This window comes from Frondihabitans sp. 762G35 (genome assembly GCF_002074055.1).
Lineage (GTDB): Bacteria > Actinomycetota > Actinomycetes > Actinomycetales > Microbacteriaceae > Frondihabitans.
This window is the reverse complement of record NZ_CP014619.1, coordinates 3,377,578-3,391,799: the sequence shown is the minus strand read 5'-3', so window position 1 is coordinate 3,391,799 and position 14,222 is coordinate 3,377,578. Positions and strand designations below refer to the sequence as shown.

Below are 14,222 nucleotides of genomic sequence, written 5' to 3'. Positions count from 1 at the left end.
CGGTCAGGGGACCCCGAGGGCGCTGTTTCCGTGTGCCGTCGCGGCGTGTTCGCCCACCTCCCTCGTCGAGGGTGTCGGAGGGTGGCGGTAGAACGAACTCATCACTCAACGCTTGCAGGAGGCCACCGTGTCGATAGCCCATCTCGGACTCGCCACCACCGACTCCTCGGCCCCCCGGGGCGACTCGTCGGGCTACGACGGCGGCAGCGGTTACGACCGCCGCACTCCCCCGCACGACCTCCTGGCTGAGCAGTCCACCATCGGCGGCATGCTCCTCAGCAAAGACGCCACGGCCGACGTCATCGAGACGGTCCGCGCGGCCGACTTCTACCTCCCGAAGCACGAGACGATCTTCAACGCCCTGATGGGCCTCTACTCGCACGGCGAGCCCACCGACGTCATCGCGGTCACCGACGAGCTCACGAAGTCGGGGGAGCTCACGAGGGCCGGAGGGGCGGAGTACCTCCACACGCTCACCGGTCTCGTCCCCACGGCCGCGAACGCCGGCTACTACGCCTCCATCGTGGCCGAGAAGGCCGTCCTCCGCCGCCTCGTCGAGGCGGGCACGCGCATCGTGCAGATGGGTTACGCCAGCGAGGGCGAGGTCATCGACCTCGTCAACAACGCCCAGGCCGAGGTCTACAACGTCGCCGGTGGCGTCCAGACCGAGGACTACGTGCCCCTCACCGACGCGGTCACGGTCGCCATCGACGAGATCGAGGCCGCCAAGGGCCGCGACGGTCAGATGACGGGTGTCCCCACCGGCTTCGCCCAGCTCGACGCCCTGACGAACGGCCTCCACCCGGGCCAGCTCATCATCGTGGCCGCCCGTCCGGCCCTCGGTAAGTCGACGCTGGCCCTCGACCTGTGCCGCGCCGCGTCGATCAAGTACAACCAGCCGTCGGTCTTCTTCTCCCTCGAGATGGGCCGGAGCGAGATCGCGATGCGCCTCCTGTCGGCCGAGTCGAGCGTCCCGCTGCAGAACATGCGCAAGGGCACCGTCGACTCCCGCGACTGGACCACCATCGCCCAGACCCGCGGCCGCATCAACGACGCCCCGTTCTACATCGACGACTCCCCCAACATGACCCTGGTCGAGATCCGCGCCAAGTGCCGTCGCCTCAAGCAGCAGGTCGGCCTCAAGCTCGTCGTCATCGACTACCTCCAGCTGATGACCTCCGGTAAGAAGGTCGAGAGCCGCCAGCAGGAGGTCTCGGAGTTCTCCCGCGCGCTCAAGCTGATGGCCAAGGAGCTTCAGGTGCCCGTCATCGCCCTCTCACAGCTCAACCGCGGGCCGGAGCAGCGGGCCGACAAGAAGCCGGCCATCTCCGACCTCCGCGAGTCCGGCTCCCTCGAGCAGGACGCCGACATGGTCATCCTGCTCCACCGCGAGTCCGCCTACGAGAAGGACAACCCGCGCCAGGGCGAGGCCGACTTCATCGTCGCCAAGCACCGAAACGGCCCCACCGACACGATCACGGTCGCCTTCCACGGCATGTTCTCGCGGTTCGTGGATATGCCTGCGTAGTTCCGGGTTGTTGTGTGACCTCTTCGAGTGAATGGCCAATTCTCACCCGACTTGGCCAAAAGCTCTTTTGGCCAATCGAGTTGAGATGTCGAGAATGACTGGTCCGCGCCAATAGGCGCGGCCCCTTACCAGCGTTATTCCAATAGCCGTGAATATTTCCGGCAGAGACGTCTGTTCGCAGAGTTCATGTCCACTTCCAGAGGTACGGTTCCTTCCCATTAGTAATTGCATGGCGAACCGGGCTCCGAGATCGTGCTTGCCGGGATGACAGTCGACGATGAACAGTGCGAAGCGTTCGTCGCAGAGGTGGAGAGACTCGCGCAGGAATACGGTGCGCTGATCCGAGGCAAGTGATAGAGCACACAATTACAGGTTCAGTTCGCCGAGGCTGCGCAGCGTGAAATCTCGGGATTCGGTAGGGCTGAGGTCTCGAGTGGCTCGGTCTTCGACCTCGTAGTCGAGGCCTGAGTCTCTTAGTGGAAGAGTCGACAGGATTTCGTCGGTCAGGGCATTCCCGATCGCGAAGCGAAAAAGTGAATCATTGAACCCGACGCTGTATTCGATCGTGTAGCCGTAGTTCGTGCCGTAGACAACAAACGCTTCGGCGACACGAAGGAGTTCTTCGGCGCTGGTAATGAAAGGTTCGAGGGCTCCAGCTCCCACACCCGTCTTGAGCCAGGCGCAAAGGCTGAGCATCACCATCAGCTCGGGCCGCTCTAGTACCTCATCAAGGCCTTCGCTGGTGATCGCCGCTATCCAGCGGTCCGCGACGCCCCCAAACGCGTCCGCGACGAGGGAGGCCTCTTTTCTTTCTGACCGCCTCACGCCATAGGCGCTTGCCGCGAGAAATTCGTAACCGAAGCGGTCGATGGCGTCCTCGGTCGACAGCATGCCGCTGGCCAGCGCCAGCGCAAGCTCACGGCCGAGCCACCGCTCCAGGGGTGACTGCCGATAATCCTCAAGCCGACCCCGCTCCTTGAGTTCGGCACGTCTCGCCCACAGGAAGGTGATCACGTGCAAGCTCGCCGTGTCGCGCTCCCTCGCCTCGCTGCCGACTTGAAGAGCGAGCGATGCCCGTTCACCATCGGAGGCCATGATGAGGTCGGAGAAGGCATCCACCTCCGGAGTTATTAGCGAGCCGGCTACGAGCTGGTCAACGGCCTTCCGCGTTTGAGTGTCGCTGACGTCGTCATCGGCTAGGCCAAGCAGGAAGTAACGGTCAAAGTAGCGCGCCTGCCGCATTCGCCGCAGGCGACCGGGCTTTGCAGCGAAAAAGCTCGAGCCGCCGAAAAGGAAGTCGACAGCATCCCAGGCGACCTTGACGTTCCCCCTTCGCACGCGCCTTTCGACTTCTGACTTCACGTCGACGTGTGCCTCCTCGTCGTCGGTGTCGACCCAGCCTTGAAAGTCATCCGCATGGGTGCGGAGAAAATCCCAGACATCGTGGTGGGCGATTCTCAGCCAAGAAATCGCGACGAAATCGAGTCCGTCGAGTTCGGCCAGGACTGCGAGGTCGGAGAAGCTACCGAGTTGTTCGCGGAGACGCTCGGCGGCTCTTGGAGTTTCGATGCCGGCGGCGAGAATGCGAATGAGGTCGTCTGTGGGACCGTTAAGTTCGTCGGATTGCTGTGCGTCTTCCGCTACGACGAGAGACACGATCGCGCGGCTCCAACGTCGCCGCTCAATCATTGGGACGGGTGGCACTTCGAATGGATACTGCACGATCTTCTCCATGAAGTCGGAGCTACGTCCACCCATGTAGCTCGCGGCGAGCAGTTGATCGATGGTGGACTGGTCGTAGGCAAGGAGGTAGTGCACGTTGGTGAAGCGGCCGAGGAGTCGCACAACCCGAAGTAGTGCTCGCAATTCACCCGCATCGAGCCGGTCGACGTCGTCAACCACCACCACCACTTGGACCCCTTGCTCCGCGATCTCGTCGGAGATGACACTGAACTCGGAGTGCCATGCTGATTGCGCCCCGACGTTGTCCAGCACCTGCTGGGCCAGGCCAGACATGGCTTCTCCGGCGCTCGGGATGAACCTCAATGCCGGTACGCCAAAACGTGCGTATCCGAGCAGCTTTGTCTTGAGGGACTTGGCCTTCGGAAAGGCCTCTGAAAGTGCCGAAACGAACTCAGCCGTAATGGCGGCCACGTCGGCCGCAGACCAAGGACTAAACCACACAGTCTGTGGGGCAAGCTGACCGACGATGTCCTGAAGGAGTGTTGTCTTTCCACTTCCCCATGGCCCCACCAGCCCGAAGACAGTCGAGTGGCTTCCAAGCGGCGTCATGTTTATGCGGGCAGCCGCTGCCGACGCGAATGCAGTACGTCCGGTGATATCTGTTTTTGCTTGAGGGCTATCGGACCATGTCCCGCTTTGCGATTCCGTCATGCGGAGAGTCAACCAGCGCGATAGGTCACACCGCTTGTGCGAAATCCCAAGGTCACAGGGTTGTCCGCCCCGGCGCTCCATGAGCGACAGCAAGCCGATCATTGTCGACCAGAACCTCGATCACGCCGCTCATACGGGAACCGCTTCGATGGCCGGAATCCTCGATGCACTGACTATGGCAGCGTTATCGGGACCCACCAGGGCAATCTAAGCGGGACCCACTTCGGCTGTTTCGGGGTGTCCGGGGCAATCTAAGCCGGGCCCACCTTCACCGTTATTGCAACGTGTTTTCGTTGCTCAAGGTGGAGGTTTCGGATGGAGTCTCGGGTGGATTTGTTCGCGCGGATCCGACGTGATGCGCGGGTGGAGGGCCTCTCGATCAGGGAGCTGGCCCGAAGGCACGGTGTCGCGCGGCCAACGGTCCGGCAGGCCCTGGCGCAGGCGGAACCGGCGGCCCGGCAACCGCGGGTCCGGACCGCGCCACGGTTGGCCGTGTTCAAGTCGGCGATCGACGAGATGCTCCACCAGGACCTCGACGCGCCTCGCAAGCAACGCCACACGGCCAGGCGCGTCTTCGCCCGCCTCGCGGAGGAGCACGGTGCGACGGAGCTGTCGTATTCGACGGTCCGTGACTACGTCCGTCGACGCCGCCCGGAGATCGACCTGGAGGCAGGCCGGCTGCCGGAGGTGTTCGTCCCGCAGGAACACGCGCCAGGAGCGGAAGCCGAGGTCGACTTCGGTGAGGTCTGGGTGGTGCTGGCCGGGGTGAAGACCAAGTGAAACATGTTCGCCTTCCGCCTCTCGCACTCGGGGAAGGCGATCCACCGGATCTATCCGACGCAAGCGCAGGAAGCGTTGCTCGAGGGCCACATCGACGCGTTCGAGGACATCGGCGGCATCCCGACCAGGCACATTCGCTACGACAACCTGACCGACGCCGTCGTGAAGGTGATCTACGGCAGTGGCCGCCAGTGGACCGAGAATCAACGGTGGGTTCTGTTCCGTTCGCACTACGGGTTCGATGCGTTCTATTGCCATCCCGGGATTGAGGGCGCTCATGAGAAGGGTGGGATCGAGGGCGACGTCGGCCGATTCCGCCGAACCCACCTGTCCCCGATGCCCGTCGTCGACTCGCTCGCGGAACTGAATCAGAAGGTCCGTCAGTGGGATCTGGACGATGAGAACCGCCGGATCGGCGACCGCATCCGCACCGTCGCTCAAGACTTCGCTTTGGAACGCCAGCTGCTAGCGCCGATCACGGCGGAGCGGTTCGAACCGGGCCTGTCGCTGATGCCTCGGGTGAGCCGATCGAGTCTCGTCAGGGTGCGCATGGCCTCCTACTCGGTCCCCGCGCGATTCATTGGCAGGCCGGTTCGGGTGTCACTGCGCGCGTCGGAGGTGGTCGTCTTAGACGGCCGCAACGAGATCGCCCGGCACCCGCGGGTGGTGGCCACGCACGGGCAGAACGTGAACCTCGACCACTACCTCGAGGTCCTCCAACGCAAGCCCGGCTCTCCTCCCCGGCTCGACGGCTCTCGCCCACGCTCGAGCATCTGGCGCCTTCACCGCAGCTCACGAGGCGTTCTGGGCGGCAGCACGGAAGACCGACGGTGACGCCGGCGGCACCCGCGCGCTGATCGATGTTCTCCTGCTGCACCGGTCGATGGCGACCGAGGACATCGTCGCCGGGATCACCGCGGCACTCACGGTCGGAGCGGTCACCGCCGACGTTGTCGCGGTCGAGGCCCGGCGACACGAAGCCCTGGGTGGGTCCCGATTGGACCGTCCTATCGTCGACCGTGGTCGTGGTCCCGAGCGACGGGTTGTCAGTCTTACTCAGCGCCGCCTCGCGGATCCTGCCGCTGTCATTGCTGGCCTGCCAGCTGACACCAGGCCGTTGCCGTCGGTTGCCGCCTACGACCAGCTGCTCCGCCTACCCGAACGGGGCGCAACCGAGATCGCTCCGACTGTTGAGAAGGGAACAGGATCATGACCACCACGACCAGCATCACCACCATCCTCCGCCGACGGCGGGGCCTGACGGAGGAAGCCGCGACCGCGGCTATCGACCAGGCCTGCCGGAGGCTTCGCCTGCCGACAATCCGCGCCGTCGTCAACGAAGCAACCGGCGTCGCGCAGAAGGAGCAGCTCAGTTACCAGGGGTTCCTCGCGGACTTGCTGCTGGCGGAGTGCGACGACCGCGACCGCCGCTCGTCGGTCCGCCGCGTCAAAGCAGCCGGGTTCCCTCGGGACAAGTGGCTCGGGGACGTCGACTTCGACGCCAACCCGAACATCAACCCCGCCACCATCAACACCCTCGCCACCGGCGACTGGGTCCGCCGAGGGCAACCGCTCTGTCTGATCGGCGACTCCGGCACCGGCAAAAGCCACCTCCTCATCGGGCTCGGGACGGCTGCTGCAGAGAAGGGGTTCGGGGTCAAATATACCCTCGCCACCAGGCTCGTGAACGAACTCGTCGAAGCGGCCGACGAGAAGAACCTCGCCCGGACCATCGCCCGCTACGCCAGGGTTGACCTGCTCATGATCGACGAACTCGGCTACATGGAACTCGACCGCCGAGGCGCCGAACTACTGTTCCAGGTCCTCACCGAGCGGGAGGAGAACAACTCCATCGCGATCGCCTCGAACGAGTCCTTTTCCGGCTGGACGAAGACCTTCACCGACCCGAGGCTTTGCGCCGCGATTGTTGACCGACTCACGTTCAACGGGACCATCATCGAAACCGGCACGAATTCCTACCGCCTCGCCCACACCAACGAACGGATGGCTGCGACGACGGACTGACTCGCTGAATTCTCGCCGTCGACAACGAGGCACGAGTGCTCGCCCCGATCCCGAGAGGAGCTCATCGAGCAAACAACAGCTCCTTGGCGCGTGTTTCCGCGTCAAAGTTGGAATCGCCTGTTGCGGCGAACCCATGTCTCTCATAGAAGATTTGGGCTCCAATTGGCCTCGAATACCCACAGGCGAGCCGGCTCATCACGCACCGCCTGGTGAAGAAGCTCACTTCACAAGCCGCTCCTCTGATAGTCGGCACCAACATAGAGAGTCTTCAACTCACGGCCGGACGCCAGGTCACCATCCGTCCAGCTCACAACACCTGCAACGTCGTCGTCAGCCCACGCGGCCATGATTTTTCTTTTCCCACTCAAAAGCCGGTAACGCCATTGCTCCCGGCGATGATCCCGCGACATTCCCGACAAGAACGAGTCAGACAAGATGTCGACATAGGCCGCCTGCCAGCACGCGAACTGAAAGTCCGCAATCTTGACGATCTCATCAAGCTGCGCCGGGCGGAATGAAAACGATGACTTCACTTCTCAATCGTTGCATCAATGCAACCGAAGTATCCCTAGCTCAGCGCAGCTCCAGGGAGGCGAGCAACAGGTGGGTCCCGTTTTGCCTGCCCTGGTGGGTCCCGATAACGCTGCCATAGCCAATGCGGCCCGCCGCACCCTCCGTGTGCCATCATGCCCACCGATTTGGCGCCTGGGGTCGGGTGCTTGAATTGAAGGAGACAAACGCAAGGAGAACCGACATGGCTGGTACCAGCTCGGGCGAGTACATCCAGATCATCGCCATGCTTGTCGACAAGCTGGAACCAGCTGATGATCGTGACGGGATTGCCGCTGTAGCTGCCGCATCGGCGGCGTCCTACGCAACAAATGTCGGAAACCCAGGCTGGAAACGGTGGTTCGAAGCAATCACGGCCAAAAGCGTTCGGCGCGCGGACGGAAAAAGCTTCGCCAAGTTGGCAGCCACCTTCCCGGGAGCAACGTTGCGGGTAGTCGGAGAGGCCAAAGCCTTGGCATTCACTCCGATGCCAAACGACAAGTTACCAAAGCTGCTAGCCCGCCTGCAGGTATCCGGAACGACTTTGCCAAGGCTGCAGTCAGTTCCGACATCCGACGCAGGGCACGTCGAAGTGTGGTTAAATGCGGATCTGGAAATGACGACGGGGAAGGCCGCAGCTCAGGCGGCTCACGCCTTCTTCGAGTGGACCCGCTTGGGCATGCTGCCAGCCGCCGAATTTCCTCGCGTTCGCTTTCGTGCTGGGCAGGACCTCGAGCAAGTGCGTGATCAGGTGGGCGCAGTAGCGATCGTAGATGCCGGACGGACGGAGATCGCTCCAGGTTCCCTCACGTCCGTTGCGCTTGCGGCCGGGTCGACACCAGATGCTGATCGCGCCAAGGATGAGCAGTAGGGCCACGTGAAGTCGCTCTCAAAGTACGGTCGCTGGAATTCGGCTAGTTGATTCTCGAGGGAGTGTCCGAGGTCTTCTCTCGAACGTGCAGGACGGCCTTCTACCTGCGATCTCGTCTCTCGGGTTGGCCCGGTTCGCGCGGCATCGAGGGTAGCCCGTAACTGCACCTTGAGCGCGGATCGCACCTTCGGCCAATGACGCGACGCCTCGTCGCCTGCAGGAACCAGAGACTCGGCAACTCGTTTCCATTCCTCTTACGGCGCAGCTCCGCGATCTCACGTGGAGTCGGACGACCTTCAGATCGTCACCGCACAACTGCTGGAATCTCTTGTGTTGGTTCGCCCGCTACGTGAGAGTTGCAGTGGCCGATCCGTGCCGCGTGCTACTGGCAGTAATCGACACGCTCTCATTGCCGGGGCCAATTTGTATGACAGCGAGTGCTCGGCCGCGATACGTCCGCTGCGTGTTTTCTGAATAGCTGAATTCTGTCGTGACGGCAGCGGAGCCAAAGCCCAACAAACGACCCGGTCCGGCGACAGAGAGTGTGATTTCGTCGTCGTCTGACATCTCGACGACTCCGTGCTCGTCGGCGATTTCGAGACGAACGAAGATTCCGTCGACACTCCCACCTCGAGCGTCCGACCTTTCATGAATAAGTCGCAACTTACCCTTCTCCGCGCTCGTCAGGGTCGATCTGCCCACTTCGCGTCCGTCCCGGTAAGCAATCGCCGTGACTTCGCCCGGTTGATAGGGCGCATGAAAGCGGGTGAGAAATCGAGTCTTCGGCCCTGCTTGTTTTCTTCCTAGGCTGGTGCCGTTGATGAGGACGTCGACTTCATCAGCACCGGAATAGATCTCGATGGTGGCGGGTGACCCTGTCTGGTTTCGCCAGGACCAACTGGGCACTGCATCAGTTAGGCGCCACAGCACTTTTCGCGTCCGCTGTGTTTGCGCATCCAAGGGACGGACCGCAATGCGCGGAGAATCATCGTCGGCCCAGATCGCCTGTGCATAAAGCATTTCACTGCCCGGCACGCCGATGAGGTCGATCATCCCGGAACCGCTGGCGAGGTGAGGGTAGGGAGCCTGAATACCCATTCGAGGTTCGGACCCGTAGGTCCATGTGCCGAGTCCGGTTTCGCCGAGGTACTCCCAGCCGGTCCAGAGGAAGTCACCGATCACGGCCGACACCTTTTGAGCCTCACGCCAGATGTCGGGAAGGTCGGTCACTAGGGACTCGGACCCGACCATCACGCGGTCGGGGTGGTCAATGGCGTCGCGGTGGTACCTCGACCAGGCGTAGTTGTAACCGGCGACGTCGACTTCCGCGAAGGCATCACGGCTGTACTTGCCCGCCCTTTTCGACCGGGCAATCCGTTGAGTGATCGGCCCGATGCGATCGGCGATGACATTGAACATCGTGCTGGTGAGGAACGAGTCAGATGCTTTCGAGGGCGTGGTGTCGGGTGGGACTTCGACTGCTTTTGATCTACTTTTCGTCTTCGTCTCGTCTTTGGGGCCGGGTAGCTTCCCGCCGAAGCTGACGAATGCGTTGCCGGTCAGACTGATGGCGACAGTGGTGGGCCTATCCGCGTCGAGGTCGTGGATGAAGTTGTGGATTTCGCGCGTTGTGGCGACGCCTCGGGGCGTGGCCGTCTCAGCGACTTCGTTTCCGATTGAGTACATGATGACGGATGGGTGGTTCCGGTCCTTTGCAACCATTGACCGGGCCGAGTCTCGCCAGAGGCGGTCGAACTGGTGGGCGAGATCGTGGGCGGTCTTGGGCTGGTACCAGTAGTCCGTGAGTTCGTCCATCACGTACATTCCGAGTTCGTCGCAGGCTTCGAGGAGATGGCGGGAGGCGGGATTGTGGGCGCTGCGGATGGCGTTGAAGCCGTTCTCCTTCAGGATCCTGACACGACGGAATTCCGCAACTCGGAGGGTGGCGGCTCCGAGGATTCCATTGTCATGGTGGACGCAGGCCCCACGAAGCAACACGGGAGCGCCGTTTACGAGCAGGCCATGAGTGGAGTCCACACTTACTGTGCGCAGGCCGGTTCGCTCGGTGCGCTCGTCCAGGAGTAACCCTTCCCGTAACAGGCGGATACGAACGTCGTAAAGGAACGGGGTGGCCGCCGACCAGAGGCGCGGTTCGCGGATGTCCAGGTCCAGTTGGGCGTGAGAGCCGTCCAACGAGGCTGTCGCTTCTCCAACGATGTCGCTGCCGTCGAGCACCGCGATCTCGATCTCAAGGAACCCTGGGCGCCTCAGTTCGCGAGAGACGGCAATGTCGGCGCGCAGGCCAGTGGATGTGCCAGTCCCGATCGTGCGAAGTCCAACCCCATCGATGGCGAGATGCGTGGCGGGCACGGTCTCCAACCATACGGGTCGATAGATGCCCGACCCGGTGTACCAACGGCTGTTCGGCTGTTGCGTGTTGTCGACGTCGACCTCGATGAGGATCTGGGTTCCGGCCTCGATTTCAGGGATGAGAGCTGCGAACTCGCGATACCCGTCGACGTTGGTTGCGGTCTCGTTCCCGTTGATACGAACGGAGGTCAGTCCCTGAACACCCTCGAAATGGAGGCGGTAGCGGTCTCCGTTGGTGGTCGACGGGACGGCCCAGGTCTTCGAATACAGGTACCGGCCACCGGGGAAGAATCCGCCATGAAAGCTCGTGACGGCTCCGGGGCTCCGCTTCTCGCCGATCATGGCGTCGTGGGGCAGCGTGATGCTTTCAGTACTTCCGGCAGTGGTCTGGAGGGTCCAGTCATCGTGAAAGGCTATGCGTGACATTGTTCTTCTAGCTCTTGGGGCGGAGGGCAGTGACGAGGCGGCGGGGAAGGACCCCTTGCATCTGGCGGGCGATGAAATTTGTCGTTGCTCTTGGAGAGACACGGCTGAGTGCGTCCAGGAAAATCGCGTCGGTTCCGACCAGCACGCGGAAGCGGCCGCTCTGCATTCCTGCAACGATCTTGCGAGCTGTCTCTTCCGGGGTTGTCGCGCGGACCTTGCGGTCACCGACTTCCAGGGCCGTAACACCGGAGTTGCCGCTGATGTTCGTGCTGATGTTTCCGGGAAACACCGTCGTGACGCGAACGCCGGTGTCGCGCAGCTCCTGGTAGAGGCCTTCGCTGAAAAGCTTGATCGCCGCCTTCGTCGCCCCGTAGAAGGTCTGCCCGGCAAAGGGCAGAAGGGCGGACAGGCTGGAGATATTCACCAGCGACGCCTCAGGGCGCTGGCGAAGGTGGGGTAGGAAAGCAAGGCTGATGTTGACGGTTCCCCAGAAGTTGACATCGACGATGCGGTGAAGCTCGTTCATTGATAGTTCGTCAACTCGGACAAAGCGGTGAATGATGCCGGCGACGTTGATGACCCCGTCGACCTGTCCATGGCGGGCGATGACCTCAACAGGTAGGGCGTCGACGGCGTCGCGGTCAGTGACGTTCAGCGCGTGGGTGCTGATCTGGTTCTTTGCGGGGGCACCTGCAAGCCGCTTCGTCTCTTCGAGTCCGTCGGAGTTCAGGTCGACGATGGCAACTCGAGCACCGAGACGAAGGAGGTGCAAGGCAACTTGCCTACCAATTCCGTTGCCCCCGCCGGTAACGACGATGACACTGTCGGCAAGTCTCATGATGCGTTCTCCTTGGTGTGTTTGTGGATAGCGACCCGTGGACTCTGGGTGTTTTGACTATTGGCAATTGAGGGTTCGTACCAGGGTGCCGTGGTCACCGTCCGTGTCGCGGTGATGTGGTCGCTGGAAAAACCGAGAAGGAGTGTCAGCTCTCCGGGCTCGACGCCGCGGCGGCCATCCGGCAGCGTGTACGCGAGGCGGGCCAACGGAATCGAGAAGTCCACGGTTGCGACTCCGCCCGGCTCAAGGGCGACGCGGGAAAAGTCAAGCAGCTGTCGCACCGGGCGGACGATCGTGGCGTGCTCGTCACGACCGTAGAGTTGCGCGACTGTGCTTCCCGCCCGCTCGCCCGTGTTGCTGACTCGAGCGGTGACGTGCACGGTGTCTCCCGCCACGACAGCCGACGCGAAATCGAGGTCGAACGTGGTGTAGCCGAGGCCGTGGCCGAATGCGAAAAGCGGCCTGCTGTTGTCTAGGTCGGTGTAGCCGAAGCGACGCAGGGTCGGGTGGTCGTACCCGCTCCCGGTCGGGTGCCCGTGGAAGAGCGGAATCTGCCCGAGCGAGCGGGGGAAGGTGGACGGAAGTCGGCCCGCGGGTTCGGCCAGCCCAAACACGGCCCGGGCAATGGCGGGTCCCGCGGACGGGCCGAGGAGCGGAGCGAGAAGCACTGCGGACGAGGCCTCATGGGCTTCTTCGACCAGCAGCGGTCGGCCCGTCACGAGCACCGTGATGACGCGTTTGCCGAGCTGGTTCAGGAGACGAATGAGGGCGGACTGGTTCCCTGGAAGAGTGGGGTTGGCGGTGGTGCGTCCTTCGCCCGCTGTGTGCGTACCAACCCATCCGGTCCGCTCACCGACGGCAACGATGACGACGTCGACTTCGGTGAACGACGAGCAGATGGCTTCTTCATCGAGAGGTGTGTCCTCGAAGTCTCCGTACGGGAGGTGTCGGATAGTCGAGTCGACAGCCTGGAGAGCCGAGGCGAGGGTAGGCGTGTTCGGGTGCAGGCGGCGCGCGGACTCTTCGAAGAGCGGGTCGATGCCGGGCAGGCGAACCTGGAAGAGGTCGGTAAATACGTCGAGGGACGGTTCGACTCCGGGGATTGCGCCGGCCATGATTTGCCCCATCGCCAGTGGCATTTCGGCGTTAGACACCGACGAGTAGGCCCCGAAGTGGATTCGGACCGAGTCGGCGGCCGGTCCGGTCACGGCTACTCGAGCGCGTCCTGCCGTTAGAGGGAGGATGCCGTTGTTACTGAGCAGAGTGAGAGCTTTTTCGGCGATTGTCTGGCTGACAGCGGCGGCGGCTGCATGATCGACCGGAGTGGCCGCGGCGAGCGGTGAGTGGGGCCGGACGTCGGGGACGAGTCCGAGATCTGCCTTGAGGTTCAAGACACGCCGAACGGCCTCGTCGATCACCCGTTCCGCGATCATGCCCGCCTCCACCTGCTCGCGAAGCCAGGCGGTGGTGGCGCTTCCGGGCAATTCCACGTCGACTCCCGCGGAAAGCGCCTGGACAGCAGCGTCGCCCGGAGTCTCGGCAGTGCGCTGTGTTTTCCAGAGCATGTTGATCGAGTCGTAGTCGCTCACGACGAGACCGTCGAACCCGAGGTCGGTTCGGAGGAGGTCATTGAGCAGCCACGAGTTCGCGGCTGCGGGGACCCCGTCGAGGTCGTTGTAGGAGTTCATGACGACGCGAAGGCCGGCGTCGGCAATGGCGCGGCGGAATGGCTCGGCGTACACGTCTCGCAATTCGCGGCGCCCGAGTTGAGTGGCGCCTTGGTTGAGCCCGCCGAGGGATGACGCATACCCCAGGAAGTGTTTCCCCGTGGCTACGAGACCGGAGCGACCGTCCTTGCCCTGAATGCCTCTGATGAAGGCGATCCCCATTCGGGCGATGAGTTCTGGGTCTTCGCCGTAGGTCTCGTGGATGCGACCCCACCTGATGTCACGGGCGACGTCGAGCACCGGGGAGAAGATCATCCTGATTCCGAAGTCGAGAGCTTGCCGACCGGCGTGCTCCGCGACCTGCGTTGTCAGCTCGGGTGCCCAGGTTGCCGCCTGCCCCCATGGCGTAGGGAATTGATCGGCCTGGTCGTGGACAAGGCCGTTGACGGCCTCGCCGTGGATAAGCGTCCCGATCCCGAGCGGGTTCACCTCAGCGGCATAGCGCCGGAACTCCTCGAGCTTCTCTCGAAGTCGCCCGGCATCTGCATCGAGGGTCCACGCCAAGGAGAGGTGCCCAATGCCTGCCGGTCGAGCCGAGGGGATTCGCGAGAAGTCATACGGGATCCCGGCCGAGAGATCGACTTCGAGACTCACGGCCTCACCTGGCTTGGGCTGCGCGATGAGTTCGTAGGGTGCGAGCCCTTGGATCTGCGCGATCTTCTGATCGAGTGTGAGGATCTTCAGAATTCGGTCGATACTGGTCATGGTCTTCCT

The 14,222-nt window shown here is 62.8% G+C and carries 8 protein-coding genes and 1 pseudogene; 4 read left to right on the top strand and 5 right to left on the bottom strand.

What is annotated here, in order from left to right:
• Positions 1 to 127 precede the first annotated feature (127 nt).
• Complete coding sequence (gene dnaB, locus AS850_RS16070) at positions 128 to 1,528, top strand: replicative DNA helicase (RefSeq protein ID WP_119870387.1); 1,401 nt, start codon at positions 128 to 130, stop codon at positions 1,526 to 1,528.
• A gap of 366 nt (positions 1,529 to 1,894) precedes the next feature.
• Here the strand turns inward: dnaB and AS850_RS16065 are convergent, their stop codons facing one another.
• Entirely contained in the window at positions 1,895 to 3,922 is a 2,028-nt protein-coding gene (locus AS850_RS16065; RefSeq protein ID WP_164088496.1) for a P-loop NTPase fold protein, read from the bottom strand.
• Positions 3,923 to 4,237: 315 nt separating this feature from the next.
• Here AS850_RS16065 and istA point away from each other — a divergent pair.
• Both istA and istB read left to right on the top strand, forming a co-directional pair.
• Positions 4,238 to 5,915, top strand: a pseudogene (gene istA / locus AS850_RS16060) (IS21 family transposase).
• Positions 5,912 to 6,727, top strand: a complete 816-nt coding sequence (gene istB / locus AS850_RS16055) for an IS21-like element helper ATPase IstB (protein WP_119870028.1) — start codon at positions 5,912 to 5,914, stop codon at positions 6,725 to 6,727. The pseudogene istA and the gene istB overlap by 4 nt, the downstream one beginning before the upstream one ends.
• 224 nt (positions 6,728 to 6,951) lie before the next feature.
• Here istB and AS850_RS16050 read toward each other — a convergent pair whose 3' ends face one another.
• Positions 6,952 to 7,260, bottom strand: coding sequence for a hypothetical protein (locus tag AS850_RS16050; protein ID WP_119870027.1), 309 nt, complete (start codon positions 7,258 to 7,260; stop codon positions 6,952 to 6,954).
• Between the two features lie 221 nt (positions 7,261 to 7,481).
• Between AS850_RS16050 and AS850_RS16370 the strand changes: the two genes are divergently transcribed.
• Entirely contained in the window at positions 7,482 to 8,147 is a 666-nt protein-coding gene (locus AS850_RS16370; protein ID WP_123955562.1) for a hypothetical protein, read from the top strand.
• Between the two features lie 345 nt (positions 8,148 to 8,492).
• On the opposite strand, the gene AS850_RS16045 is transcribed toward AS850_RS16370, so the two are convergent.
• The 3 genes from AS850_RS16045 to AS850_RS16035 are packed head-to-tail and all read right to left on the bottom strand — an operon-like array spanning position 8,493 to position 14,213.
• Positions 8,493 to 10,943 (bottom strand): glycoside hydrolase family 2 TIM barrel-domain containing protein, encoded by a 2,451-nt coding sequence (locus AS850_RS16045; RefSeq protein WP_119870026.1) that lies wholly within the window; start codon positions 10,941 to 10,943, stop codon positions 8,493 to 8,495.
• Between the two features lie 7 nt (positions 10,944 to 10,950).
• Positions 10,951 to 11,781 (bottom strand): SDR family NAD(P)-dependent oxidoreductase, encoded by an 831-nt coding sequence (locus tag AS850_RS16040; RefSeq protein WP_119870025.1) that lies wholly within the window; start codon positions 11,779 to 11,781, stop codon positions 10,951 to 10,953.
• On the bottom strand, positions 11,778 to 14,213 hold the full coding sequence (locus tag AS850_RS16035) for a glycoside hydrolase family 3 N-terminal domain-containing protein (RefSeq protein ID WP_119870024.1): 2,436 nt from the start codon (positions 14,211 to 14,213) through the stop codon (positions 11,778 to 11,780). The genes AS850_RS16040 and AS850_RS16035 overlap by 4 nt, the downstream gene beginning before the upstream one ends.
• Positions 14,214 to 14,222 lie beyond the last annotated feature (9 nt).